A 26,123-nucleotide genomic window follows, 5' to 3' on the forward strand; every position below is an offset into this window, starting at 1 on the left:
TTTGCTACCTCTTGCGAAGCGGACGACCGTGAATGGGACAAACGCCACCAGAAGGGTAAACATCGCCCCGCGGGCATTCCCAGACATCATGAACTGACTTCATGATTTCGGTTTTCCAAAAAACGCCAACAACTCGTGGTGTTCGCAGCTCGTCCTTTCCAAGGATCAAAAACAGTTCGTCCCTTGGTCGACTGGTAAGCTTGGCTGGAACTCCGCCAGAGTCGACTTCCACTGACGCCAGGCCGAGGTGGTCGGGCAGAGCACCTACCAGTGGCAAGTGCCCGACTAGCGGATGCTTGAGATAGTCGTGTTTTGACGAGAGGGACACCTGGCCAAGGGTGAGTCCGGCCCCGAAACTCTCCGTTCGCTCGATGTCTGACTCTGTGATGATGCGGTCGCCGGACGTGCCCGCTACGATCATGGCCGTGGTCGGAATTGTGCGCGAAATTGCAAGAGCGTCGACCGCTGACATTCGCTCATTGAACTCGGGGAAGGTTACGGTGCTGATGTGCCAAGTGGCCATGTTGCCCTCCGCTCTTTGCGTTGTGTTCGATAAGAAGGACGAGGATATAAGTTTTCACTTCAACTAAATCTCAGCGGTTCACAGATTTCCAATCGAAACGCGACGTGAGAATTTGGAGGCACCGTTGTTTATAAACTCCAAGGAGATACTCCTGAACAACCTTCGAGTTTGAATAGCCAACGTGGGATCTACTGATCTTGTGCGATAGGGCATGCGTCTTAAAGTGCTGGTCCAGGTGAATCTTATAAGATGCATCTATTTCTGCTGCCAGGCTCTTCGTTCCTCTCAACGGGCTCTGGATAGTATACGTTTTAACTGAGCATCAGCTTCGCATCGCAGAACAGTACTCTCCAAGGGTGCAGATTTGATCAATATTGCACTTCACGCAAGTGATTTCTTCAGTTTGCTGCTCACATTCATTGCTGTGTCGATTGGTGCAGTTGAAAACGAATATCATCCGGCAGAGGGCGTTGCGTGTAGTGGCATAAATGACCATGCTCAAAGTAGCGATGTCTGCCGTTTGATCAGCCTTAGGAAATGATTTGATCGGAGCTTCTCGATGCGTGTTTCTGTCATTGTCACGATTCCTGCCGAAGACCGGGTCAGAGAGTGGAGCAAGCTCGCGTTTTCACCGGAACAACCACAAAGCCCCTTCCCTGAGGCGTCGAAGAAGGCCGGGCTGATCCTCGACCCTGGCTTTCCGCCTCTGCCGCTCGCATCCCACCGAGCGGGCCAGATCAAGCTCGCCACCTCATCCGTCGGAGCCGCTCCAGTATTCGCTATGCGCGGAACGATCGACACGGAAGGCATTGAGAGCGTGCGCAATCCGTCCAAAGGCGTTCGCATCTTCGCCGATCCTCAGATCGGCATGGTGAAGCCGCTTTGCGCGGGTGCTGATGCCAGAGGCTCGCATTCACAAGTCGCGAATATGCTTGATGTTAGGGCATTGAGTGCCAAGGGCCTTTCCGGCAAGGGGGTGGCTGTCGCGATCATGGATAGTGGAATAAACGTCGCTCATCTCAAATCACACGGGTTGAAGCCCAAACTGGACAAGAAGGTCTTCTGGGCTCCGCCGGGCGCGGCGCACAACAGACCCGGGGAATACGAGGTAGATCATGGAACCATGTGCGCCTTCGACGCCCTGATGGCGGCGCCGAAATGCACACTGCTCGATTTTCCCATCTTGCAGTCGACGACACCGGGCGGGAGCGTCATGCAAGGCTTCCTTAGCGACGCACTGCTTGCCTATTCATATCTGCGTGACCAATTAACGGGAGGAAGCTGGAAGTATTCCGCATTGGTCATCAATAACAGCTGGGGAATGTATAGCCCGAGTTGGGACTTTCCCGCAGGACATCCCGGCCGATACGCGGACAATCCTGATCACCCATTCAACCTTATCGTCGGCACGCTCGCCAAGGCGGGCGCAGATATCCTGTTTGCAGCAGGCAATTGTGGAAGGGATTGCCCGGACAACCGTTGCGAAGGCGTGGTCAAGCACAGCATTACCGGCGCGAACGCCCATCCAGCGGTACTCACCGTGGCCGGCTGCGACATTGACGGATTGCGTGTTGGCTATTCAAGCCAGGGGCCTGCAATACCGGGAATGGGCAAAAACAAGCCGGATCTGACGAGCTACACGCACTTCATCGGGTCGGAAGCCTTCGGGACGGGCCTGCCGGATACCGGCACCTCCGCTGCCTGCCCGGTGGTAGCCGGCTGCGTCGCAGCCATCCGGACATGCCTGCCTCCTGGCAATACACCGCCGGAAGTCCTATTTAAGCAGTTAATAGCGACGGCCGATCCGCGCCCTGTGTCGCAAGGCGGTTGGAACAACGATTATGGGGGAGGCGTGCTAAGACCCGTTCCCGCCGCGGAACAATTCGGGCTCTAAGTCACTCCGCTCATGCGAATCGCTACAAACGTAAAGATGTCTTAGTTTGAAAGTGCCGGAACACCGGATCCGGCCGCCCGCGGGCGCTTGAAAGGTTAGGTAACTTCGGCTGCCCACGTTGGTGAACCCTTCGTGGTGTAATACCGTGTTTTGGCTCGATATGGCTTCTGGCATACTGAGGCGGCAAGCCGCTGCAATTCCTTGCACGCCACGCGCTGGCAAAAGGTTGGAAAGATGAGTGCCGAGAAGATCCTTATGACCGTTTCCAGCCCTGAGGCCGAACCCGACCTCAAAAGCGCAGCGGCGACGCTTGGTGTTTCCCTTGAAAGCATCGATGCGCAGTTCGGAGTGGTCTGCGTAGACCCCGACCGAGGTCTCTATGCCGTCAAGGTCACCGCCGAAGCCGCATCGTCCGCTCGGTCCGCCGGAGCGACGGCAAGATCCTATCGTGGACCGTTCTCAAATCCGCGGATAGAGGCCTTTGGACCGCGCAGGAAGTAAAAGGCGCCCGCATTACTCGGTTGAACGCTGGGGTTGCGTGGAAGCCGTGCGTGCGGGAGCTTTCGCTTTCTAAGGCGTGAAGGTTCTAGGACCACAGATCATTCAAGAGTGCTGCAAGATTGTGCGCCGCATGGGTCAGCTGGCGATTGGCGATGGGCCGGCAGCGATCGTCGTAGGACGCCTTTCCTTCCCAACTGACAGTGACAGAAGGTCCCGATCGCCCGATTGGAACGAGCGACTGATAAGCCTGTCTGGCCCCTTCTAGAGAGGTTCTGGTCCAGGCTTGGACGCGGGACTGTGGCGCGAGATCTTTTGCGCTCGCGAAGCTGAATGTCTTTGGCTGAGACAGTCGGACCATTTCGACGAGTTTTTGCACGAATAGCTCTTGGACTTCGCCCTGTTTAGTGGCCGCCATCAAGTCAGGCTTGAACGTTCCCATTCCGTCCCAGTACTCATGCAGCGACTTTCCGCCAGCATCATCAGGCAGTTTTATGCGGCCACCACCACGATCATGAGGGAGCTCGCCGGCAGCGGCAACTTCTGGGTCCAGGACGAGGCCCGGCGGGCTGGTTTCAGCATCAATGAAGCCGCAGCCAACATGGATCGGTTGGTGGACATCTCCAACGTAGTGCGTCACCAGGCGGAGGGCGTTGAGCTCGCTGAAACGGGTCGAAGCGCCCGCCAGAACGTCGATCGCTGCTATGGTCATCTGGACGATATCATCGTCACGCGTGAACGCCGGATACCGGGCGCGATCGTAGATCTCGGCATTGGCCGGGAGATTGACGTAGTGCCACGTATCCTGCTTCTCGTTGAGAGGGTCGCTTAAGAACGCGACCGTATCGGGGTCGTCACCTGGCTGAGGCTTGCGCCTCTTGATGCGGTCGGCCCAACCGGCAAGGCTTCGAAGGCGGTTCGAGGGACCGAGCACGCTTATGATCCGCTCGACCTCAAGCAAGGCTTTGGGGCTCAGGAAGTTCTCTGCAGCGCCCGCCACCAGCTCGTGGCGACCGATGCCCCAGAATTCCCCGGCAAACAAGCCGAGCTCCGGTTTGCGAAGGTTTGAGTCGTCAATCAGCGAAACGTTCATGGTACTGCCTCCCCAACATCGACTGCGCGCGATGATATATGTGATACTCACGAGTTATTGCCTGATTGAACTTTACGCGTTCACTCGCCACGTCTCCTCGATCCCTTTCGCTGACCGGCGCCTCCTCTTCACACTGCAAGGCGTGCAGAGCGCGTGATCAGTTCTTTGCCGGCGCTTTCAAACAAATCTTGATTTTGCTCCATCACATCGCGGAGCGTCATGCGATAGAGGATGTCGGGCACGATTCCGGTATCCTCGAGCACCCGACCTTCGTTGGCCTTGACGCGCAACGCGCGACGCATTGTGAGGCTCACGTAGATATCTTTAGGCAAATCGCCCAAACCAGCAGGGCTGCGTGCGAGATAGACGACCAAATCGGTGCTCATCCACGGCTGATCGCGCACGACGTGGGAAAGCGCACCGTCCCGGATTGTCCACGCAGTGTCCCCATTCTCGACCTGCCCCGTGGACAGGGTCGCATTTTTTGACAAGGAGGCACCAGCAGCGTTGAAGGCGTCGGCCACCTGAGCAGACAAATTGCCGGCAAGGAAGTCGGCTCTCATTTTCCCATCAAGGCGAAAGTCAGGATTTAAGAGGCGTACGACATCCCACCCCCAATTATTCCCGCCAGCCGCTGCCATGTTGGCATCAGTGCAAATGACGGTGCCAATTTCATGATCCATAAAGCCAGCAGCGAACATGTCTGCGGTGCTGAACGCCAAGGCATCACAAACGAGGACAACGCGGCCAACATACTTGCGTCCGACTTGGTTGTAGTCGGCATCGTCGCCTTCAATGGGGATACCTCGTGTATAAGCTTCACCGGTCTTAAAGGCCTCCTCGAACGAGGGACGCCAATTGATGAATGCATCACTGACGACCGCCATCGCCCGAGTTAGATCGGTAACGCGAAACTGGAAGCGCGCCGGCACGATCGGTTGAGAACTGAAAAGCTGTAGAATGCGTTCGCCAGCAGCTATGTAGCCGCCCGTGTTGCCACGGATATCGAGGATCAGGCCGTTCGGCGGCAAATTTGGAAGGATTGGCACAAGGGCATCGACGAGGTCATCGACGGCGTCCGCCTTGAACGACCATAAGCGCACATAGCCGAAAGTCCCATCGCTGGTTGTCACTGTGCCGTAGTCGATGACATCGCCCGCTGCGCTGCCTTGGATGACAGGGACACCAAGCTCGGGGGGAACGGGCGATGCAGGGGGTACGGCGTCGAATGTTTGGGGCGCGGTCAGCACACGCCGCGCGTTCTGCAGGTCCATGAGCAGCAGGTCGCCGCCAAAACCAGTAAGATTGCGTCCGAGGGCAGGGTAGGTCGGCGCAACGGCCGCATTAAACCCTGTCCAATTGAAGCGTTCCTCGGCGATGGCGCCATTGAGCGAGAAGCGAAGATCTACCCATTCCTCGAGCGGAGGGCCAAATCGCGTGAGAGGGCGGTGCGTAAGAAAAGCGAGACTACGCGCTAGCGATGACGCTTCGTTGCCACCGTCAAAAAGATTGGCAGTCAAGCGGACATAGCGGTCTATCGGAATTCCATTCCAGTGTGTGACCCGCGCTCCTGCCTTAAGATCCTTGAACGACGCACCCGGTTCAAGCTTGGTGACGACATATATCTCGGTTCCCGCGTCCCAACAGGTTTCCACCATGAACGGCAGCACTGCTGACGTCCCATAGGGTGAGCGCCCGTAAAACATGACGTGGCGATCTCGGACACGCGCGAGAATTTCAACGAGGTTTTCGTGGAACTCAGCGTCCGACAGCGCAGCCACCTGTAGCCGCAGCAGCTCCAAGGCTCTGACCGGGTCGAAGCCATAGATGGCCTTTTTGCGGTTAAGGTTGACGTAGAAACAGTCGAGCGCAATCGAAAGCTGGTCGATCAGATGCCGGCGATCTTGAGTGGAATAGATCGGCAGTTGGGCAAGCTCTGTAACCGGCAACGAGAACATCCTTGCCAAGAGCTTGCCTCCGGGCGAGCGGATGAGCGTCTCGTTTGATTTTGCAGTGCTCTCGGCTTCGATCCCGACTGTTTTCTGTTTCTTCGACTTTGTGCGCTTCGACATGGCAATCCTACCGGCAGCCTGGACACTCGCGACATTGCGAGCGTTCTGAAAAAGTGACTTGAGTGTGTCGATGCCTGGAGTGAAGAAGTATCCTGCGCCCGTGGCACGAACGAATTGCCCGGCAAGCGTAAACGTGACCTGCTTGTCGCCGAGCGTCATTCGCAACCGCCGACCACCCGGCGGCGAGGGCCCTATCACCGGATCGATACCGCCTGCGATGGGCCGGATGGGGTCCTTGACCCATTCGGACATCAACCGGAAGAAACCGTGTTGAATTGATGTCTGATAGCTCATGAAGAGCAGCCCGCGGTCGGCCCCGTCCTCTTCGCCGCGCCAATCCGGTCCGAACGGCACTCCGCGGCGGAGCATTTGGCTTCTAAGCGTGCTGCCAGCTCCGCCGAAATCATGGCCCTGATCGCGGGGATTGACCTTTCGAATATGACCGAAGAATGGGCATGCCTTCGCCTGAGGATCGGCTGGGGCGCCCGGGAAGACATGGTTTCCGTGATCGTCCTTAAGTGTGGCGGCCGCAACCGGCGTGACAAACTTGAAGCCGTTCTTTCGATAAAAATCACGCGCGATCTCCGTATTTTCGCCATTAGGCGAAAGCGAAACCGGCGTTCCATCGCGCCAACGGCCAACGACACGGGACGCCGCCATTTCGGCGGTCCAGGGTGTTCCGGCGGCGGCAGTGAACTGTTCTGCAAGTTTGCCCATGGCCTCCCAGAAGAGGCCGACGTCCTGGCTAAGGCGGCGCACAACCAGCAATGAACCATTCTTGAGAAACGGGTCGTTCCCAACGACCGCTCCGGGCTGCTGCACCGCGTCTGGGTTGAGGCCGGGATAGCCAAAGACAAACTGCCCAGGCCAAGTCAAACGCTGACCCGGGCGTGCCCACATCGCACCCTGTGGGTTTTCGGCTGAATAGGCACGAGGGGTAAGATAAGTGCCGTCATCCAGCCTGCCGCGAACACCTGGCTGCGATATTCCGTCGACAAATCCGAAATGCTCGGCATCGCGCGCAATTCTTCGGCCGCATTCGCGAAGCACGACGGCAACCGTCTCTCCGAGTATTTCCATGTACTGGTCTGCCGCCGCTAGAACCTGGGCCTCATCCGCCGAGGCAATAATCAAGAGGATATCGGGTTCTCGCTCCGGGATGTCGCCGAACTGCCATCCCTGAGGCATCCCGTTCGCATCTACCTCGTCCCCTAGCCCGCTTGCACTTTTTGCGGGTCCCATGTGAAAAATCGAGTCAAGAATCTTGGTTGCATCACCTCCGAGCTTTGTAAGCCCCGCCGAGGACAAGGCAATCGCAAGGCTCGGGGCCGAAGGCGCCGTCGGGATCAATCCCGACAGAGCCTTGTGCCGCCGCAGTGCCTTGGCCTTCGCGGAGGATCGCAAAGGAGTAACGTGAGCGGTAATGGACGACATCGCGGCCTTGGCCGCTTCAATCTTCTCGGTCTTGACGCGAAGACCTATTAGGAGCTCGAATGCCCTGCCGAACCCCGCAAGCACATGCCCCTGTATGTCGTCCGCATCGAGGAGCGGTTCCAGATCGCTCATCAGAAAGCGGCACGGCTTGTGGCGATCGGCAGCTCGGCGATGATCTCCTTGCCCACTGGAGCATCCTTCGTCGGATCGCCTCCCGCAGCTCCCCGAGCCTGTTTCGAGGGCAGTGTCGGTGCGAGATCGAGGTCCTGATGCTTGCCCGCGATTAGACCACCCGGATATTCGTAGGGTATCTCTTCTGTCCAATCATCTTTGGTTGCGCTTTTGCAGGCAGCAACAAACTGCCGATTGAAGGTTCCGAAAAACCCGGGGCTCTTTGGGTGCCTGCAAACGAGAATATTGAGGCACGATTGCGCATCCTTGTTGGCTCCGCCGTTCTTGACGTCGGCGTAGAGTGCCATCGTGATTTTACGGGCGACCTGTCCCGCGCGCTCGAGACGGCGATTGTCGAGGAAGCAATCGCCGAGGACCCAATCAGCGCCCTCTGGAGCCTCAAGTTTCAAATGAAGTTTGCGCGGATGGACAGCATCGGCGTCTCCGCGCGTAACCCTTAAGACATCTGTTTCAGGCACTGGGATGTGACCGGTGGGGCCCTCTCGCTCCAGTGTAGAGAGGTCGATTGTCGCGATATAGAGGCCAATCGGATCCGTGAGGGAAACACGATTGTTGGCCATGACCTGAATGCCGACTTGTTCACCGATACTTGGGTCGCTGCTTCGATTGATGGCGCCATAGCCAGCGCAGGCGATGCGCGTCAGCGCAGGATCGTCATCATAATCGGGACTAGGCCCATCGACATCCGATTGCCAGGCAAGCGACGCGCGGGCTGCAAGGTCGATCTCCGCCCCGAGAGTGTTGGCTGGGTGGGTCAGGTGAACCGCACCATGCGTCGAATTCCATTTGTTGTAACGATTGTAGGCGCCCTTCTCCGCAAAAGGGAGCCAACGCTTTATACCGTCTTTGCCCATGCCATAGACTACCGGCGGCTCCGGATAAAAGATGTCGTCGCGGCGAACATGGTTTCCAACCAGCTCCTTGTAGAGCTGGAAAACGAGGGCTGGCTCGCTTGCCGCAAGGAACGTCCAGTACTCGGGCGGCTCCGCGGTGAAAGAAAGTCGGATAAGCCGTCCTTGGTGGTCGTGATCGGCGTGCCACTCGCAATACTCATCCTGCTGGCGATAGCACATTGAGAACTCGGCGCCTGCTCCAGAACCGAGCCGGGGACGTCGCGCCAAGGCTTGTCGCTCAGGGGTCAACAGATCGGTCAGATGAGCAGGATGCTCCTGGATCTCCGGCTTTCCGTTTTTCCCGGGCTCCCACCACAAGAGATATTCGATCACTGTATCGGCCGTCGTCTCCGCTTCAGCTTGTTTGGCTGGGGTTGGATCGCCAAGCACGCTGTGCCAGCGCTCAAGAGCTCGCGGAAATGCGTTCCAAGGGATTGGCGCCGTTGCATCGGCGACAACCGTGCGTGGGTCGTAGTAATTGCGGCTCTTCGTCAGAGCATCTCCAAGATTGCGAGCTTGGTAACTGTTCCAGCCCTGGGCGAGTTGCTGCGCATCGTTGTGGGTAGCGCGCACAAAATCCTTCGCACCCACGTCTGCAGGCGTTCGAAAAAGCATAGAAAACCCCTTCCGGTCCCGCACTGCGTCAAACGAGTGCGCGGCATCTCGTTCAGACCAACTCGATCGCGATGTTTGTCTTATATGCAATTCAGTATCTTGCGGGCGTTCGGCGAACCGAAGTTGTTCGCACGAACCGCCTCCGCATCGTGCGCAACTTACAACATATCTTGCGCCCAACTTTCTTTAGAAAGTAGAGGTTTGTAGCTTCTTGAATGCTTATATAATTCATTTCTAGGTTGCTTGCTGTCAAGCCATTCTTGTCCACGCAATGTCAGGCTTAACAGCATCGCTCCGGCAACATCATGATCTCTGCGAACGACGTCGAGGGCCGCCCAATCGCGTGGCTTTCACAAAAATTGCCCTTAAGCGCCAAAAGTCGGCACGCATCGCCAATAGACGGTCTCATATCAGGCAAGTGCATGGCAAACCTCGTCAACTAACCGCTTACTTGTCTCATCCAGTGAAGCGGCCATCTACAAGGGTGGCCGTGCCATTGCCGCCTACGCCGCAGAGTTGCATTCTTGTAGAAGGTGTGTATATTCTTTCTTTCTAACTCTCCGGGCATGCCTGCGTCGTTGCAGGGTTGAACGGGAAGTTGTTTCACACGCAGATATTCGACAAAACGATAGCCAATGCTTGCATTCAGGCTGAGGAACGCGCGGGTGGTAGCCCGAGGCGCGAGATGGCCTGTGTCCGGTTCACGTTGGGGAGACTTGGATATGCGCAATCTGAGAGCATTCTTGTGGCTTGTCGTGGTCCTTACGCCATGGAGCGCAGCCGGCCAGTCCGACACGACTTCCAAGAGCGATCGGGCCTGCCCGCAGGTCATAACGTGCGGGACCAAAAACGGAGAGCGAAAAGAATATCCGACTCCGTGTGCGGCAGAGGACGACGGCGCGACCGAAATTGCACCCAAGACCGGTTCATCCTGCTCTGCATCACAGTAAAAGCAACATCCGCCGACAAGCATACAATTGGTCGCCCGAACATGGGACTAGTTGTTGCCTCCAGGCGTGGCAAGAATTTGCAGTTTTATCGCGATCCCGATCCAATCGTTCAATGTTTAAGCGGCCGGCGTCTGTTCAGATGACGCTCAACACGGGAGGGTTGCATGTCTCACCCTACGGAACTCAATTCGTATTCGATTTCAGAGCTAAGGGAGGAACTGCGTTCGCGTGAGATCCTTGCGAAAAGTGGTGCGGGCTCTCAACCGCTAGCAAAGGACGGTGCAGCGAAATCTGCGCTTGGATCGGCAGACTCCAAAGTCTTGGTCGAGGCATTAGCTACGAAGCAAAAGGGCATATATGGCGTCGACGATCGTAAAGATTACTATGAGTTCGTGAACGACCTTGAGAAGGCTCTTGCCGAGAGTGTTGCAGCACTCTTCAGGGATACGGGCGTCGTGTCCAATGGTGATGGGACCTCCAACCTATCTACCGTTCCCCTGTCTCGATCGCAGGGTGTATGCGGCGGCGAGCGCTTCGCAGAACAGCCCACAGGAGCATTCTGCACGGGATTTCTGGTGGCGCCGGACATAATCGCCACTGCTGGGCATTGCATCAATGAATCGAATGTCGAGACAGTGAAGTTCGTTTTTGGTTTTCGGATGACAGCGGCCAATTCCACTCTGTTGAAGATACCCGATAACGACATCTATTCCGGTAGAGAGATGATCGGTTGGATGCTTAATGCTGGTTCGGGCGAGGACTGGGCGCTCGTTCGTCTCGATCGGGCTGTTCAGGATCGTGCCGTGCTTACTTTGCGTACCTCGGGGCGGATCGCAGACAACGCACCGGTCTTCGTGATGGGGCATCCTTCGGGGCTACCACTGAAGTTTGCCGACGGCTCGAACGTTCGCGACAATACAGCGTTGACCTATTTTATCGCCAATCTCGATACCTATGGAGGCAACTCCGGCTCCCCGGTATTTGGCGCCGATGGTGTCGTCGAAGGCATATTGGTCAGAGGTGAAACGGACTACGTTCCCAACGGAAATTGCTACGTGTCTCTTGTTTGTCCAACGACCGGTTGCCGAGGCGAAGACTGCACTCGAATTACCGAGTTGGCCGAGGCCCTTTCGGCTTAACCGGGAGTGGTTCGGCTTATCGGGAGTGGAGCCTTGGTTGGGCCGATCCGCGGAGCAGTCCGAATAAGTGTGCACACAGGGAGGCGTGTTGATGACGAGTGAACTAAGGCGCCTTTTGATTAGTCCTTCTATGGCCATCGCTCGCCTCGGCAGCAGCACCACGGCGGTAGAGGCATTTGGCTGGGCAGACGCGGAGGTTCCTCGATATGACGGCAAGACCACGCTCATGCGCCAATGGACCTTTGCGGTTGAGCCCGATGGCAGCATTAGACCCTACTTGCCCGCCGAGATCAGCTTTCGGGATGGAGACCGTGTGCGGCCGGTCGCGCCCTTCTTCGAGGTTTGGGTAAGCACGGGTAAAGAAGGTTCAGCGCCCGAGACGTGGATCGACAAGCCACTCTCCGAGCAGCTGTTGAAGGACAACGGATTTCAGCTGAGCGATATTGTTCTTAGAGTGTCGGCCGCCAACCGTAAGGCGGCCAGGCGCGCTGGAAACCCTGGCCTGGTGTTCGGGACGAACACTCCGCTCGTCTTTACGGGCGCGGATCATCGGAAGCACTTTATTGAGGGAAGATCGCCGCCCTCTACGCGCCCGATGATACCTGAGCATAGACATATTCCACTTGGGCATGTGCAGTTCCTTAGAAGCACAAATAACGCGGAAGGACACCCCTGGTTCGGCGACATCGACCTGGAGACTTTGCGCTTTCGTCTATGGCCGGCGGCGGGCATGTTTTATGGCCCACGCCAGGCAGCGGATGTCCGCCCGGACCTTGGTCGTGATCAACCCGCAGTCGCTCCGGAAAATGCCTTCCTTGATGATCAGGCGGGCTGGTACGGCGCAGCTTCGCTGCCGATCGTAGTTCCGCGTAACACCTACGATGTTATCAACGCAGACACAGGTTCGATTGGCCCCTCACTCGGCGTGGTGGATGACACATGCGAGGTGCATTTCGAAGTTCGTCTCGAACGACAAGATGGGCGAGAGATCCCGCCTGGACGGTCGGTCGCTTTTGTGGCTCCGCCTGATTTTGCTCCCGATCGTCGGCCATTTTTGTCACTGGCGGACGAACTCAATGATCGCTCCGGCGACTGGCAGCAGAGAAACAATGCGATGACCGCAGACGAGCTCGATGTCTGGATCGAGGATTTCTTTGAACGCGCCTACGAAACGGTTTCGCTGGTCAATCTTGACGATTACGTCCTTCGGCGGGCGATCCAAATCCCGGCGCCTCAGCTAGGGCTTACTGACCTCGACAATGGAAACCGACCAAGACCAGACTATGCGCTCGGCGGACGCGATCGCTTGCGAGACCCGCTCTACTCAATTGCCGGCTCAACGAACGCGGAGCCCCTCCCGCTCAGCCAACATGCAAGGATGAGACATCGCGATCTGGCTGACCTGCAAGGACTTGAGAAACTCGTCGCCTTGATGCCTGACCGCATCAAAGATTTGGTGCGACCGCCGTTCTTCGTCGGCCCCGAGGAAGATAGGGGTGTCTCTTCCATGCAGATGCCACCCTTCATGCGACAATCGAATGCTCAACCGCTGACGGTGGCCACCTGGCAATACGACCTCATAATGAAATGGGTCGCCTACACGCTCACAAAGCCCAAGGGTGCACTGCCGCGGCCGATGCTGGTCTCGGAGAAGGCCGCGCGCCGCAAGGCAGCTGTCCTGGCATCGCTCGATATCGGTGAAAGGCAGGGATGACCACATGGCGACACATGTGCATGCGAACGCCGGTTGGCCCCACTCCATGAGATTCAAGTCGGCAGTGGGCGACCATATTCTGGTTGTTCCCTACACGCGTCTATTCGATGTGCCTTCCGAGCTGGCGGCGTCATGGGATCGCAATGCGGAAGAGATAACAAAACTGGTAACCGCCCTTGGCGAGGTTACGCCGCTCGACGGTGAATTGTCGCAGGTCCCGCTCCCAACTCCTCAAAGCATCTCATTGAACGTCTCGTCGTCCTGCAATCTGTCGTGCGGCTATTGCTACGCCGACCGCGGCGGCTTCTCCGGCAAGCAGTCGTCACGAATGGATGCGGAAACAGCATACCGCGCAATCGATGGACTGTTTTTGCGTGCGTCTGCCGACGCGCCGGTGACCATAGGCTTTCTCGGCGGCGAGCCATTGGTGAACCGTAGTCTGGTTCATGACGCGGTTAAGTATGCCTCGTTTCACGGCGCAAAGCGTGGCCTTGATGTGCGCTTCTCTATCACGACCAACGGTACCCTGGTAAGCGACGAGGACGTGGCGATGTTCAGGTCCAACAGGTTTGCCGTCACGGTAAGCGTCGATGGAGATCGCGAGCATCACGACCAGCAACGGCCCGACAACCGTGGCCGAGGTACCCACGAGATCTTGGAGCGGAAACTGGCTCCGCTCCTTGAGAGACCGGGTTTGGCTCAAGTTGCGGCACGCATGACGGTCCGCAAGAATGGAACGGGTCTCCAACGCCAGTTCGACGCGGTGTTGGGGATGGGCTTTCTGGAGGTTGGAATATCGCCGTTGCGAAAGGCCATGGACGAAAGTGGCTTTAGTGATGGCGACTATTCCAGCTACTTCAACGAACTCAGCAGCGTTGCTTCGGGCGAAGTGGTAAGAGCAAAAGCGGGAAAATCGATCAGATTGACCAACCTCGCAATCGCCATGAAGCAAATCCACAGAGGATGGGCATCGCCGTATTCGTGTGGTGCCGGAGGCGGGTACTTCTCCGTCGCCGCTGACGGCAAATGGTACGCGTGCCACCGTGCGATAGGGGATTTCGAGTTCGAACTGGGAAGCTCATCAGGCATTGATCAAGGTCGCCGAATTGAATTCCTTTCCGCCAGGCACGTTCACAACCAAACCGACTGTCAAAGATGTTGGGCTAGGTACCTCTGTTCCGGCGGATGTCACCAAGAGGCAAGTACCCGGACCTCGGCAAGCTGTGACTTTGTGCGCAATTGGCTACTCTTTTGCCTCAAGACCTATTGCGAATTGACCGCCATGTCTCCCAACCACCTTCAACCCCCCGCTGTCGGCGCCATGGAGACCTGAATGTCAGCCAACGAAGGTAAACTGCTCCCAAGGAATCTAACCGCGCTCCGCCTGCTCTCGGGTTCGACTAGCGGAAGACATCAGGTGGCCGGCAATCCGGTATCGTCGCGGCTCGAGTCCGGCGTCGGCAACTGCTACCCGGGACTCGAATGTGATGTTCGAAATTTGGAGCGACGGTTTGTTCCCTTCATGGAGATGGACGTTGTGCCAACGGTGCGCGATATCAGCGTGGTGAGTGTGGATATAGGTCCAGCACAAGCAGCGGCGCAGCGTGGGGACATATCCGCGGAAGATTTTCAGGTATACGAAGAGATTGCCGGCGATATCGGAGAAGGCGTAGCACCTGTCGTCAGCAGGTTGGAAGGTACGTTTGGAATCTTGGGGCAACTGGCCTTCAACCTAGCAGCGCTGAACGACAAGAGTCATGGGCCGAACAGGTTGCCGCCCGACAGCTGGACAGCGATACGGATGATAACCGAGGGATCGCCCCTGAAGGTCACGTTCGAACGCACCAGCGGAACGACACTCACGCTCAACACCAAGCGGGAAAGATATCTCGACGACAATGGTGCCTTGTCGTCGATCTTTCTGCCGGGTGAGATGAGCCAATCACTTTGTAGTCCGTGGACACATGATTTCCGAGATTGCGGTTGCCACTACTGGGCCAGCAATCATCCAGACATCGTGCAGCCCATCTATCCTTCTGGCGGCCCCGGCGCGCAGGACCAGAAGTGGACCGTCTCGGTGCCCTGGCAAAGAGCGGATCGGGTCGTGCGAGACGAACCGCCGGCATCCGCGGGCCCGTTCCGACCCCGCGGCGAACTTGACTATCACGAGATCAACCACCGCTGGGAAGAACTGCACTTCGTCATCAATCGGAGGGAAACAACGTCGCCGTTCCAACCTGGCATCGTGCATGGAACCGCATTTCCAGATCGAGCCACCTTGCTCAGGCACCTGCGCTATGCTGCAGGGGTCGAGCTGGCGGTGGCACACGAATACCTGGCCGCCGCATTCTCGTTTAGGCGAGACTCTGATGTTTCGCTTGTTGGCGACGCTGCTCTAAGAGATAGTGTCCGGGCGGCGCGGGCCGAAATCATGCGGATCGCAATTGGGGAGATGCGGCATACGCGTGCCGTAAACGATGTCATTCGGGCCATCAGTTCGCCTGGCTCGTTTGAACCTGCGTTGCAGGTTGCCGACCGGTTGCCGCGCCCCGGAGGGGGCTACCGGCCAGTAACCCCCCGGGTGGCTTCAAAAGCGGCGATCCTAGACTTCATCGACATTGAAGCGCCATCGGCCGGCGTAGACGGACTATACATCGACATCCTGGCGACACTTAAGGAGCCGCCCTCCGACATGCCCGAGGGGGTTGCTGAGGAGTGGGTTGAAGCAGTTAGCTCGATTATCGCGGAAGGTGAAGATCACTACCAGACGTTTCTCGACATCCAGGAGTGGTTGGGTGGTTATCAGGAGACCCAATATCTTCACAATCCGGGAGCTACGAGCCCGGAGTCTGACCAACCTGAGCATTCGGCGCTGCAGGCCGCATACCTCAACGTGCTCAAAGACCTTCACATTGGATATATGAAGGGTCGTTTTCAGGGGGCGCCTGAGATCAATAATGCACGCCGCGAAATGGTTGCTGACGGGCTCAGCTCATTGGCCTCTGATGTCGCCGTGGCTGGCTTCTTGGTTGTGTTCGACGTTGTCACAGATCCTCGCTTCGCGCCAATTTCTCCACCCTAGCAACTAAAATGAGGAGGCCTCTCAAGTTAGTTGTATTTGGTGGCGGGCCAACGGGTCTGATGGCTGCCATCTGCGCCCGGCACAACGGATTGGAGGTGGAGGTCCGAAGTCCAACATGGCCGTCTTTGGAGGTCGCCGCCACGATCGAAAGCGTTCCGTCGCAGACAATGGCTTTGCTGATTGAGATGGGCGTACTCCCCCGCCAGCTCGGCGTGGAGAGAGTGTTCAACGAGCAGATTCGCCAATGGGAACCGCAAAGTGAACCCTTTCGAAAAGAGAATGCCGGTCGCGTCCACGTCAGTCGTCCCGAACTCGATATCGCCCTTTTCGCGATAGCAGAGCGTCTCGGCGTCAAGCTCTCAACAGCAAGAGTTGGCCGACAAGCAGTGCAGGGAGACGCAGGCGATGGCGTACTCGTCCTCGATTCGTCCGGCAGAAGCAGTATCACAGCTCTGGCTACCCACAAGCCACGTCGACCGATCGCAGGTCGCCAATGGCTTTTCGACACTAATGAAACGACCGCACCCACATTTCGCATCAGTGCGGGCAAGCGTGGATACTTCTACCGGATGGGCAATGCTCATCGCGTGTGCTTCGGTGTCGTCGGCACTGGTGCATTGATGCGGAGCCCTTGGAGCGAGGTTCGCGCCGAAGTGGCGCAGAGCTCCAGGTGGATGATTGACGACCTGCCGCTGGATTTCGCTGAAGTCGGGCGCTCGGGGGCAACAACGATGCAATGGGCAGATGCAAGCATCGGGTCGGTGCAAATCGGTGACGCCGCCATAGCCCAAGACGCTCTTTCATCTCAGGGAATTGCTGTCGGACTTGTTGGAGCCGTCCAGTCAGTGCGGGCAAGCCTCGGCCAACCCGCGACCGTTTTTCCCGCCGATCGCAAGCGCAATGTCGCGAACGCGCGGTTGCTCATTGCCGAAATCGTAGCGGCGTCTCCATTTGCGTGTGATCCGCTCTGGGCCGAGTATCTTGCGTTTTTGCGCGATGGTGAGCCTGGAGTGAAGGCCTATCAGCCGAGATGACCATGGTTGGCGCTGATCGTAGTCCCGTTTCGCGTACGCGGCCATTGTCAGGGTAGCTGACGGATAAAGCTTAAATGCGGGGGTAACGAGATGGCACTGGTACATAAGGCGATAGTATCCAACAACTTGGCTCTTCAAGCCAAATATGGCTCGGCAGGTGCGGCTGCGATCTACGCCGCTCTTGCCCGAATGATCGCCCATGACGCAACAAGAGGATTGAACACACAGGTGTTCGATATCGATGACACCGCCCACATGAAGACAGTACATGGAAAGCCCGTCATCAGTCCTAAGGACGAACGCGGAGCAAAAGAGGCCGTTGATGCTATTCACAGCTCGCTTGCTTGTGATTACATCATGCTTCTGGATGGACCGGACATCATCCCTCACATCGAGCTCAATCCTGTTTCAGGTCTTGCGGACCGGGATAGGACTATCCCCAGTGACCTGCCTTATGCGTCGCCCAGCCCCTTCAGTAAAGTCGCCGCAAACTTTCTCAATGTCACGAGAGTAGTGGGTCGGCTTCCCGCAAGTTTTGGAGAAAAAGATTACAAGATCCTTGTCGCGCTCATTGACGGATGCATAGGTCAACTCTCATCTCCTCCCGAGGCCTTTGCGTCGTTCTTTGCGATCAGCGCCGATATCTGGCAAATTTCGACGCAGCTGAGCCTGAATACAGTGTTCGGGACCGCAGCAGGCCTTTATTTATCTGGACCAAGCGGACACAATCTCATTGACCCGTCGTTGGGCCGCAAAGCGCACTTCATAAATTGTCACGGCAACTCGGGTGATTATCGTTTCTACGGCGAAGACGCCGGTGGTGCGTACAGCGATGCGATGGACTCCAGCAAGATCCCTGCGGGAGCTATCAGTCGCGGATCAGTGGCGGCTGCGGAGTGCTGCTACGGTGCTGAACTTTACAATTATCTCCTGCTTGGAAGAGCAAAACCCATTTGTATGGACTACTTGATGCAAGGAGCCGCCTCGTTCCTCGGATCAACAAATATCTCCTACGGTCCCGCATCGTCGACAGGACAGGCCGACCTCATCTGCCAACTTTTCCTGCAGAAGGTGCTTGGTGGAGCATCGTCGGGCCGGGCGCTTTTGCAGGCGCGTCAGGATTTCATTTTGACCCAAGTAATGTCTATGGCGACCAACCTCAAGACTATCGCTCAGTTTCTGCTTTTGGGCGATCCTTCGCTCTGCCCTGTCACTATAACGGTTGTGCCGGCAGGTGGGGCCATAACTCCGAAGATGGCCCCGCTGCCAGCAGATGCGATGGGTGAGCGCAAGTTACGAAGAGTTGCACTAGCGAGCGCGGGAGAGTCCATAGCCTCTGCCGCCACTCGACCGGGACGGAGAGTGAACCAGACGTCGCTCGCCATCGATCGCTTTGCAGAAATTGCCCGAGGACAAGGGATGACCAAAGTCGAGGTTTTTACTGTTTCCGGCGGGCCCGCTTTCCAGGCTGCAAAGGCGGCGATGCCTGGTGACCGTAAGGTCGCGGTAGCAACCAAAGAGACCATTAGTGACACCAAAGATGAGTTTGAGCGAAATTTCGTTACCTATCGCGTCTTGATTGGGCATATAATCGATGACGGCTTGTTCAACATCGAGGAATGCGAAAGCAGATAGCGATATGGATTTCGAGCGCGTCACGATCACTGGAAAAGTGATTTCAGAGCGTACTGACATTGGGTCGAAGAGTGAGCGCCATGCCGTGGTATTGGAAACCGACGAAGGGCAAAAGTTTGTCCTGCAGCGACAAGCTGGCCCCTCATTTGGTGATCGCGCGCTCGATCAATTGGTGGGAGTAAAAATCACCACCAACGGTTTTGCCAGTGGTGATACTCTAATCATGCAGGATTGGAAGGTTACTCGCTAGTCTCCTGCACGAGGGCCTTACCAAACTCAAGCGTCTGTTTCCCGTTTTCAAGCGCGGAGACGAAACGGCGGCCGCCGCCGGGAGATCGGCGAATCCCTGCTGCGAGAGCCGTATGTTTTCGCGGGTGTCGTTTGGCACTTGAAAGTAAGAATGCGGCCGTTTCTTTGGGAGCGGGAAAAAGGTGGGGGTTCAAGCTGCAAGGGCAAGCTTGGCTTGTTTGAGGCGTCCGTCGGCAACCGCGGCTCGGACCTGAAGGACCCGATGAGCGCCAATCGGAGACCAGCGCATCTGACGCTTCTTGTTCATACGGGCATTGACGAGGCTGTTGGCGGCACTTTCGGCCGGAGAACTCGAAATCGGCTGACCTGCCCAATATCGTCGGCAGTAGTCGACAATCGAAGCCTTGTTCTGGACCAGATAGGTGCGAAGATTTCTGATCAGTTCGTACAGGCGCTTGAGCTTGTTGCTGGCTTGTGGCAGCCAAGTGTGCTGCTCCAACTGGTCGAGCATATGCTTCACGGCTCTGGTTGCCTCCCTGACGTATCCGCTCCAAAGGAGATGCCGAAGCCTCGGCACATGAACCGCGACGTCCCAAAGGTAGATGTTCCGGTCGTGGACATGCTTTATTCCTTCCCAGGCCTGTTCGATGTGCCGGAGCCGCATCGACAGGTGAAACCAGTCAAGAATATGCGTTACGGGGTGGTGTGTTGCGCTGAGCACGATACTTTGCAGCCCGATTTCGCCGTCGCTGAAGACAGTAACATCGCGACCCGGCAGCCATCCTTGCGCTCGCATCGCCGCACGAACGACATCGTGCTTGCCGGTGGCCACGTTCGGCGCAGCCGCGAACTGACGCGGTGGCCGACCCTGTGACACAACGCGTCCCATCGCGATCTCGAAATGCCGGCTTTGATATCCGGGAACTGCGCGAATGTAAGCGCCATCAATGAAAACGGAAACGGCGGATTCGCTGGCTCGGCTGATGCGGTAAGGGCTTGCGACGTCCCACTTTTCGATCTGATCGGCGACCTTGGCGAGCCGGTTGCTGACGGTCCGATGATTATGCGGTCGCGCGGCCGGAACAAAGAGATCGAGCACACGGGCGGCTTCCCGAAACGACAGCCGGGAGCCGAGTTCGGCCTGGATCCGCTCCAATTCTGGCGTTGCTCTGCCATTCAACAGGGTCTCGATGCTTCCAGTACCCGATCTTGCCGTCTTTCCGCACGCGCAGCTGCGCAATCGGGGCACGCGCACACGACAACGTCCGAAGAGCGAATGGACCGTACGAAATCTGTAATCATGAACCCCCCGAAGGCGGTTGCAGTCATGACATTTCCGATCCTGCTGGCCGGCTTGATCCGCCTGAAACTGTGTCAGCTCCTCCTGCAGACGGCGTTGTATCACCTTGCCGTCTCCCAGGGAGAGGCCGAGGTCATCGAGCCGCGCTCCATCGACAATCCGTTCGACGATTGCGATTTCCCGACGTTTCGCAACGCCATCGACCCCGACAAGCTCGACCCAAATGTTCATCCTCAATTGCGCTGTCAACGAGTGCCCCTTCCGAAAAGGCCCCGATTAACCGAAGATTCTTACCCCCACCTTTTTCCCGCTCCCGAAGCGCGCTTCCTGCGGATGCTGACCGATCGGGATCTCAATTGCATCTTCGTTTACAGCATCCACCCCAACCACCGGAACCGGACGCTCGACATCTACCGTTAAGTGTTCCCGTCGGGACTGGGCGCGTCAGCTACAGAGGGGCGCTGCCGTTTGCTTTGAGCGTGATCTTGTCCCTAAGGACAATTCTGTGGTTTTTCTAACATAATGGGTTATGCCTGGAACGGCGCTCGCGGCCGCAGGATGAAGATAGCGCGGTGCGGCACAGCCGCTGCACTGGCCTTACTGCTTGTTTCGGTCGCAGCCGAGGTGGTCATGCGAGCGACTTAGCTCGCGTTATTTCTCCCGCATGCCGTCCGCTATTGTTCTTCCGTCATTCCCCCGCCACCCAGACGGCTACCACAATTATCGCGGTTTCGGTCTGTCGCAAGTCCTGGATTGCCCTCAGGGCCGCTGCCTCGTCCAGCCTATGCCCAAACCTGTGCTTGATCCTTCCTGCTTATGCTGAGTGTCCGGTCGTACGTGAAAGCGGTTCACGTACGGTCTTCCTTCATAGTTCGATCTCAGAGAGTCTTGAGATATTCGATCAGATCGGCTGCGCCCTGCGGGTCGTCGGTCCAGTCCAGTCTGTAACGCTTGCCATCGCTCTCAACATCTCTGTCGTGTCCGCGGTGATTCAGCGCCGGGAAGGCGGTGGTATCGACGGTTACCTCGCCATCGCTCGCAGGCTCTTGCCAGAAAAAGCCCATACCCGCGGTGTCATATTCGAGGCGTCCACGGACGAAACGGTCCGGCCTATCGCCGGGGATCAGCAGTTGGCGCATGGTGGGCACAGAGCCGTTGTGCAGGTAGGGTGCGCTAGCCCATATGCCGCGCAGGGCGGTGGCGTTGTAGCCGCGCTGGTCGACGAGCGGCCGCATGATAGCGGTGCCGAAATTCTTAAGGGACACGCCCTGATATTCGGCGCAGGGCTTGACTTTGCTTCCAGCCAAATCAAGCGTCAGGTCGGGCGAGCAGAAAACGGTGTACATATGTCGCGCTGACAGCATCAGAGTGGTGTTGACAACTTGGCTACGCGAAGGATCGGTACCAAGGTCGGCATAGATCGCGCCGTTCCGGGGCTGGTGGCAGCCGGCACAGTTCTCGGTGAAGAGCGCTTCGCCGCGCTTTGCTTTTTCGATTTTTATATCGAAGGGATATGGCGTCGCCGGCAGGCCGTCCAGTAATTGGGCCGCAAAGGCTGGCACGCGAATGTCCGGATCGGTCAACCCCATCGTGGTCGAGGCGGCCAAATTGCGAAACACCGGGATTGGGATGTTGCCGTTGTACTGCCCGCCGCCGTTTATCAGTTGCTTCTTGCCCGAGTCCCATTCCACAGCGCGGGTATTCTGCTCCCAGACCGGCATGAAGTCGGTGATGCCTGGATGATCGGGGAGGATAATGGCGCCGAGCCATGCACCGACCCGCGCCCTTAGCTTCTCGTAGCCATGGGTGGCGCTGACACCAGTGGCGTCGGCCATTCCCGGTAAGCCGGATAGCATCTGCTGTTGGTAGCCAGAATAGGTCTTGTCGAGATAATCGCCAAAGGCTCCTACAAAGCCCTCGGTATAATCGGCGAAGCGCGTGACATAGCGGCGGGCATCGGCCCGGAACAACGCCACCTGGTGTGCCTCGTAGTCGGCATCGTAGGTTCGCTTCCCGTACGCCCAGTTCTGATAAAAATACGTCGGCGACGATTCCACGGCCTTATCCAACGCCACCAGAACCGCGGCGGTCAGCTCGTCGATCTGCTCGCCGCGATCAGTCTTGCCGCCATATAGCTTGCGGATCGTGCGAGCGGTCTCGGCATAGTACTTCACGATGTTGAAGCTGCCATTCACCGCGCCGTCGATAAAGATTGTCTCTCCGCTTGCATCAGTTACGCGGCCAATATGGCAAGCACCGCAGGTGAACGACGTCACGTCGACTTGGTCCGCAGGCGCCGTCGGGTCTAGGCCAGAAAACCCCACCCCCCGCGGCAGGAAGGTCTGTCTATTGCGAGGATCCATGAATAGACCGACTTCGGACAATAGTTTGTCGCCGTTTTGCCATTGTTCAGGCGCGAGCAGCGGCAAAAGCCGTAAGATGATCAGCGCGGTGCCGTCGGTTTGCGAGAAGGGAAAGTCGGCGAACCAGTCGAAGGCAATTTTGTTTTGCTTAATGTAGGTTTCTTTGGCGGCATTGCGCTTGGCGCGTTCGATTGGCCAGTCGTCAGGCGTAGGTTGCACGTGAGGCTGACCATTGGGCGGTAGAAGCGCGACACCGGTGTGATCGAAATCGAGATAGCACTTAGTGGCGTAGAGCCCGCCTCCCGTGAAGGCCGCGACGACGAACGTGCCGCAGAGAATTCGTGCGATCGACATGATTATCTACCGTCCGTTGGCAATCCCGTTGAAAAGGTTGCGTCGTTCATACGGTGGCGAAGCTCGGCGATCGCCTGATAGACTACGCGGCGGGTACGACTGATCATGCCGAGCGGACGATGGGCCGGCAGGCTATGCCATGGGTTGAAGCTAAGGTTCTCACAATAAGTGTTGCGCGCGGCCGTGTTAAAGGTTTGCTGGTGGATGGTCAGCACGCCGATGCGCTGGAACGGTGCCTCGGATTCTAACCATTCCGGGATTGAGTCCTCGACGCTAAGACCAGTATTGCCGCGGCGCTGAATCATGAATTCCATTTGGTAATTCGCCTTGGAAAGGGTGGCGACAAGTGCGGCACGAAGGAAGTTGGGGTCAGCGTTCGTCGGGATGGTGCTGGACGTGGGGCCGAGCGGTCGGGCCGAAAATTTGACCGCCTGCCGACCCTCGCCTTCGCCAAGTTGCGACGGGACTACCGACCAGTAACGGGTCTCGAGCGGATTGGCGATCTTCTGGCGCAGCATGTGGAAGGCATTCATGCTGCCTTGCCAGCCCAGATACGTCGGGACCGCTGCTAATCGAAGGAACGAGCCGCTGTCGACCGCCTGGAAGAAGCGGGTATAGTTGCGGGCCGAGTTGATGAAAAAGAAAGGGCTGGATATCAGGATGAAGTCCTGCGCATCAGGGTTGCCCGGATCGGAGAGTAGCTTGCCGCCCGGCACGCCGAACAGTTTGATCGCCATGCCGCGGGTATCGCCGTTAGTATCTGAGGCGTTGGGGTCAGGAGAGCCGTTTGAGAAGCGCACCACGGCATCGTAGTTGGCGCTCGGCTGTATGATGCCTCCGGTAAGCTCGGCCGGTAGGTGGGCGTCCAAAGCGAGCGTGGCGGTGACGCAGCCATGCGCTTTCGGATGAGCGTCGCGGCGAGCAGCGCCCGCCGCGTAGTCGGTTTGGACCTTGCGGGCGAGCTCTTCGATTAGATCGGCCGCTGCTAGGACTTCGTCGGGCTGTAGCTCCTCACCCAGATAGGCGTCAGGCCGGGGATAGATCGCTTCCAGCATTGCGCCGCGATATGCCTTGAGATCAAACGCCTGGGCATTCGTCGGTTGCAAATCCCGCGTCTCGGGATATAGGTCCCGGATCGCGAAGGCCGCAAAGGCCAGCATGATCAGCCCGTAAAGGATTCGCCTTCGTTTCATCACTCCCCCTTCGCCGGGCGGGCGACTCTGGACATCATCCCTGTCTTTTCATTAGAGCGACTTCAGATATTCGAGAAGCGCCCAGCGATCAGCATCTTTGAGGTTTCCGACGCCGTATTCGTGGCCCCTGTTGCTGTTGCCCTCGATTAGCTTGCCACTCGTATCCTTCACCTGAAACAGGAAGGCTGGGCCGTTATCAGGCTTTTCGGTGACATAGCCGACGTTCTGTGGATCGTAGGTTCGGTTGCCGACCCAGAACTCGGTCATGCGCTGATCTGCCGGCAGCAACAGTTGCCATAAAGTTGGCACCGAGCCGTTGTGAAGATAGGGGGCTGTCGCCCAGATGCCATCAAGAGGTCGAGCCTTGTAGGCGAGGATATCGACGTTCGGCGTGTTCATGCAAAGCGTGCGCTCGTTGGCGCGGGGATCGAACGGGCTGGGCGAAGCGATGAAGACATCCGGGAGCCGCTGGACCCCGGCGAAGGTCAGCCCGACTTCCTTCAGCAGGTCGAGCTTGCTGCCGACCAGTGCACCACGTACAGTTGTGCCGAGCATACTGAAGACTGGTGCGTCGGCTCCAAGGATCTTGCCCTCAAGATCCTTGGAGCCTTTCAACGGGCCGGTCGGGCCGCTGTAGACATAGGCGTTGCAGGCCATCCAGATGTCGGTGAGGTCCTCCGGCGGCGTGTTGATCAGCGGGATCATCCGTTCGGTCGGCTGGCCATCGACTTGCATGTCTGGGGTCAAATGGCAACTGGCGCAGCGATTGCGGAAGACGGTCTGGCCGCGCGCCACCTTGTCCTGCACGAGGGCGGGAAAGGCGTCGGGCCAGGCTGGCGGCTCCAGCTTCTGTAGCAGAATCTCCATTCGCATCAGATTGCGGACATCGACCGAAGAGTCGTAGCCGACTAGCCCGCTGAGCAGAGATTTGTCCTTCAAGACGATATCGCCGAAGACGCCAAGCACTTCGCCAGTATTGCGGCCCAGGGCACCATATTCGACCCAGCCATCGCCGATCTTGATGCGGCTGTTGGTCACCGAGCCGTCATATTGGACACGGTGCTGCTTCCAGATGTTCCACAGAAACGGGTAGCTGACCGGCGCATTCGAGGCATTTCCGGCGCTGACCGGCGCCTCCGCAAACATCAGCACTCGGTTGAGAATATGGCCCACCGCATCAACTCGGCCATGGCCATATCTTAGTGGCGTCTGGTTCATCTGGTCGGTCTTCTCTTCCCACGCGAGTAGCGAGGTGAAGGCGGCCTTCAGCATCGCGGCGTTTTCGGGCGTGTTTCGTCGACCCAGGACGTCTTCGACAAGGCGCGTCCAGCGGTCAGCGTTGCTCAGTGTGCCTTTCATCGCCTTGTCGAGTCCCTCGACGAAGCTCTGATAGTCGAAGAGACTAGGAGCACCGTCGACGACATTCGTCTGTCCTGCAACCGTATAAGCGCCGGTATGGCACGCGGTACAATTGAGGCCCACCCAAGGCTCGGCAGTGGTGTCGCGATCGCCCTGGCCTTTGTACCAACGCAGTTTGGAAAAACTAAAATCTCTGTCCGCCTGCCGATCGATGGCCACGCCAATCGGATAGCTGCTGGCGCCACCGTCAGGCGGCGGCAAGAGCCCATAGGAGGTTAGGTTCTCGATCGAGGCGAAGGGTGTGCCGTCGTCCATGACTAAGGCGTCTAGCCAGGTCTTGGGGATAAGTCGCGAGCCCTGTGTGCCGTAATACATTGCCTCGCGCTCATCGGCTGTCCATCCCTGCCAAACGCTTTGGCCACTTGCGGTGCCAGCTGCCAGCGCCAAGACGAGGGCGGCAGTGGCGGGGAGACTGGGGCGCACTCTCATTTTGACGTTCCTTTCAGGGTTGATCGCTCTGACTTGCATGAAGCGGTG

17 protein-coding genes are annotated in these 26,123 nt (G+C 57.6%); 9 read left to right on the forward strand and 8 right to left on the reverse strand.

Annotated elements, in window-relative coordinates:
- Positions 1 to 4: 4 nt before the first annotated feature.
- Positions 5 to 523, reverse strand: a complete 519-nt coding sequence (locus AC3WVQ_RS28650; protein WP_492383320.1) for a hypothetical protein — start codon at positions 521 to 523, stop codon at positions 5 to 7.
- 559 nt (positions 524 to 1,082) lie between these two features.
- On the opposite strand from AC3WVQ_RS28650, the gene AC3WVQ_RS28655 reads away from it, so the two are divergent.
- Positions 1,083 to 2,417 carry a S8 family peptidase gene (locus AC3WVQ_RS28655; RefSeq protein ID WP_492383321.1) on the forward strand — a complete coding sequence of 445 codons (1,335 nt, stop codon included), beginning with the start codon at positions 1,083 to 1,085 and terminating at the stop codon, positions 2,415 to 2,417.
- Between the two features lie 586 nt (positions 2,418 to 3,003).
- On the opposite strand, the gene AC3WVQ_RS28660 is transcribed toward AC3WVQ_RS28655, so the two are convergent.
- The 3 genes from AC3WVQ_RS28660 to AC3WVQ_RS28670 form a co-directional block, all read right to left on the reverse strand.
- Positions 3,004 to 4,008 (reverse strand): S1/P1 nuclease, encoded by a 1,005-nt coding sequence (locus tag AC3WVQ_RS28660; protein WP_492383322.1) that lies wholly within the window; start codon positions 4,006 to 4,008, stop codon positions 3,004 to 3,006.
- Positions 4,009 to 4,136: 128 nt separating this feature from the next.
- On the reverse strand, positions 4,137 to 7,646 hold the full coding sequence (locus tag AC3WVQ_RS28665) for a Dyp-type peroxidase (RefSeq protein ID WP_492383323.1): 3,510 nt from the start codon (positions 7,644 to 7,646) through the stop codon (positions 4,137 to 4,139).
- Complete coding sequence (locus AC3WVQ_RS28670) at positions 7,646 to 9,214, reverse strand: DUF8225 domain-containing protein (protein WP_492383324.1); 1,569 nt, start codon at positions 9,212 to 9,214, stop codon at positions 7,646 to 7,648. Before AC3WVQ_RS28670 ends, AC3WVQ_RS28665 begins: the two co-directional genes overlap by 1 nt.
- 1,114 nt (positions 9,215 to 10,328) lie before the next feature.
- Between AC3WVQ_RS28670 and AC3WVQ_RS28675 the strand changes: the two genes are divergently transcribed.
- The 7 genes from AC3WVQ_RS28675 to AC3WVQ_RS28705 all read left to right on the forward strand — a co-directional run bounded on the left by AC3WVQ_RS28675 (position 10,329) and on the right by AC3WVQ_RS28705 (position 19,018).
- Positions 10,329 to 11,303 carry a trypsin-like serine peptidase gene (locus AC3WVQ_RS28675; RefSeq protein ID WP_492383325.1) on the forward strand — a complete coding sequence of 325 codons (975 nt, stop codon included), beginning with the start codon at positions 10,329 to 10,331 and terminating at the stop codon, positions 11,301 to 11,303.
- A gap of 91 nt (positions 11,304 to 11,394) precedes the next feature.
- Positions 11,395 to 13,017 carry a hypothetical protein gene (locus tag AC3WVQ_RS28680; RefSeq protein ID WP_492383326.1) on the forward strand — a complete coding sequence of 541 codons (1,623 nt, stop codon included), beginning with the start codon at positions 11,395 to 11,397 and terminating at the stop codon, positions 13,015 to 13,017.
- 4 nt (positions 13,018 to 13,021) lie between these two features.
- Entirely contained in the window at positions 13,022 to 14,350 is a 1,329-nt protein-coding gene (locus tag AC3WVQ_RS28685) for a radical SAM protein (protein ID WP_492383327.1), read from the forward strand.
- Positions 14,351 to 16,099, forward strand: coding sequence for a ferritin-like domain-containing protein (locus AC3WVQ_RS28690; protein WP_492383328.1), 1,749 nt, complete (start codon positions 14,351 to 14,353; stop codon positions 16,097 to 16,099).
- A 59-nt stretch (positions 16,100 to 16,158) separates the two neighbouring features.
- A complete protein-coding gene (locus tag AC3WVQ_RS28695; protein ID WP_492383329.1) occupies positions 16,159 to 17,133 on the forward strand; it encodes an NAD(P)/FAD-dependent oxidoreductase in 975 nt (324 codons plus the stop codon).
- A 90-nt stretch (positions 17,134 to 17,223) separates the two neighbouring features.
- The gene (locus AC3WVQ_RS28700; RefSeq protein ID WP_492383330.1) at positions 17,224 to 18,768 is read left to right on the forward strand and encodes a hypothetical protein; all 1,545 of its coding nucleotides are present in this window, start codon (positions 17,224 to 17,226) and stop codon (positions 18,766 to 18,768) included.
- Positions 18,769 to 18,772: 4 nt separating this feature from the next.
- Positions 18,773 to 19,018 (forward strand): hypothetical protein, encoded by a 246-nt coding sequence (locus tag AC3WVQ_RS28705; protein WP_492383331.1) that lies wholly within the window; start codon positions 18,773 to 18,775, stop codon positions 19,016 to 19,018.
- Between the two features lie 189 nt (positions 19,019 to 19,207).
- On the opposite strand, the gene AC3WVQ_RS28710 is transcribed toward AC3WVQ_RS28705, so the two are convergent.
- Positions 19,208 to 20,494: an ISKra4 family transposase gene (locus tag AC3WVQ_RS28710; RefSeq protein WP_492383560.1), complete on the reverse strand. Its 1,287-nt coding sequence runs from the start codon at positions 20,492 to 20,494 to the stop codon at positions 19,208 to 19,210.
- Between AC3WVQ_RS28710 and AC3WVQ_RS28715 the strand changes: the two genes are divergently transcribed.
- Positions 20,414 to 20,737, forward strand: coding sequence for a hypothetical protein (locus AC3WVQ_RS28715; RefSeq protein ID WP_492383332.1), 324 nt, complete (start codon positions 20,414 to 20,416; stop codon positions 20,735 to 20,737). The two genes, AC3WVQ_RS28710 and AC3WVQ_RS28715, sit on opposite strands and share 81 nt — an antisense overlap.
- Positions 20,738 to 21,195: 458 nt before the next feature.
- Here AC3WVQ_RS28715 and AC3WVQ_RS28720 read toward each other — a convergent pair whose 3' ends face one another.
- The 3 genes from AC3WVQ_RS28720 to AC3WVQ_RS28730 are packed head-to-tail and all read right to left on the reverse strand — an operon-like array spanning position 21,196 to position 26,114.
- Positions 21,196 to 23,034 carry a c-type cytochrome gene (locus AC3WVQ_RS28720; protein ID WP_492383333.1) on the reverse strand — a complete coding sequence of 613 codons (1,839 nt, stop codon included), beginning with the start codon at positions 23,032 to 23,034 and terminating at the stop codon, positions 21,196 to 21,198.
- Positions 23,035 to 23,036: 2 nt separating this feature from the next.
- The gene (locus tag AC3WVQ_RS28725; RefSeq protein ID WP_492383334.1) at positions 23,037 to 24,227 is read right to left on the reverse strand and encodes a catalase family protein; all 1,191 of its coding nucleotides are present in this window, start codon (positions 24,225 to 24,227) and stop codon (positions 23,037 to 23,039) included.
- A gap of 51 nt (positions 24,228 to 24,278) precedes the next feature.
- Positions 24,279 to 26,114, reverse strand: a complete 1,836-nt coding sequence (locus AC3WVQ_RS28730; protein WP_492383335.1) for a di-heme-cytochrome C peroxidase — start codon at positions 26,112 to 26,114, stop codon at positions 24,279 to 24,281.
- Positions 26,115 to 26,123 lie beyond the last annotated feature (9 nt).

This window comes from Ensifer sp. EB106-05-01-XG146, assembly GCF_058791875.1.

Excerpts from the sequence above, each read along its gene's own strand:
- AC3WVQ_RS28650 (WP_492383320.1), bottom strand. The coding sequence starts at position 523 with ATGGCCACTTGGCACATCAGCACCGTAACCTTCCCCGAGTTCAATGAG.
- AC3WVQ_RS28655 (WP_492383321.1), top strand. The coding sequence starts at position 1,083 with ATGCGTGTTTCTGTCATTGTCACGATTCCTGCCGAAGACCGGGTCAGA.
- AC3WVQ_RS28660 (WP_492383322.1), bottom strand. The coding sequence starts at position 4,008 with ATGAACGTTTCGCTGATTGACGACTCAAACCTTCGCAAACCGGAGCTC.
- AC3WVQ_RS28665 (WP_492383323.1), bottom strand. The coding sequence starts at position 7,646 with ATGAGCGATCTGGAACCGCTCCTCGATGCGGACGACATACAGGGGCAT.
- AC3WVQ_RS28670 (WP_492383324.1), bottom strand. The coding sequence starts at position 9,214 with ATGCTTTTTCGAACGCCTGCAGACGTGGGTGCGAAGGATTTTGTGCGC.
- AC3WVQ_RS28675 (WP_492383325.1), top strand. The coding sequence starts at position 10,329 with ATGTCTCACCCTACGGAACTCAATTCGTATTCGATTTCAGAGCTAAGG.
- AC3WVQ_RS28680 (WP_492383326.1), top strand. The coding sequence starts at position 11,395 with ATGACGAGTGAACTAAGGCGCCTTTTGATTAGTCCTTCTATGGCCATC.
- AC3WVQ_RS28685 (WP_492383327.1), top strand. The coding sequence starts at position 13,022 with ATGGCGACACATGTGCATGCGAACGCCGGTTGGCCCCACTCCATGAGA.
- AC3WVQ_RS28690 (WP_492383328.1), top strand. The coding sequence starts at position 14,351 with ATGTCAGCCAACGAAGGTAAACTGCTCCCAAGGAATCTAACCGCGCTC.
- AC3WVQ_RS28695 (WP_492383329.1), top strand. The coding sequence starts at position 16,159 with ATGGCTGCCATCTGCGCCCGGCACAACGGATTGGAGGTGGAGGTCCGA.
- AC3WVQ_RS28700 (WP_492383330.1), top strand. The coding sequence starts at position 17,224 with ATGGCACTGGTACATAAGGCGATAGTATCCAACAACTTGGCTCTTCAA.
- AC3WVQ_RS28705 (WP_492383331.1), top strand. The coding sequence starts at position 18,773 with ATGGATTTCGAGCGCGTCACGATCACTGGAAAAGTGATTTCAGAGCGT.
- AC3WVQ_RS28720 (WP_492383333.1), bottom strand. The coding sequence starts at position 23,034 with ATGTCGATCGCACGAATTCTCTGCGGCACGTTCGTCGTCGCGGCCTTC.
- AC3WVQ_RS28725 (WP_492383334.1), bottom strand. The coding sequence starts at position 24,227 with ATGAAACGAAGGCGAATCCTTTACGGGCTGATCATGCTGGCCTTTGCG.
- AC3WVQ_RS28730 (WP_492383335.1), bottom strand. The coding sequence starts at position 26,114 with ATGCAAGTCAGAGCGATCAACCCTGAAAGGAACGTCAAAATGAGAGTG.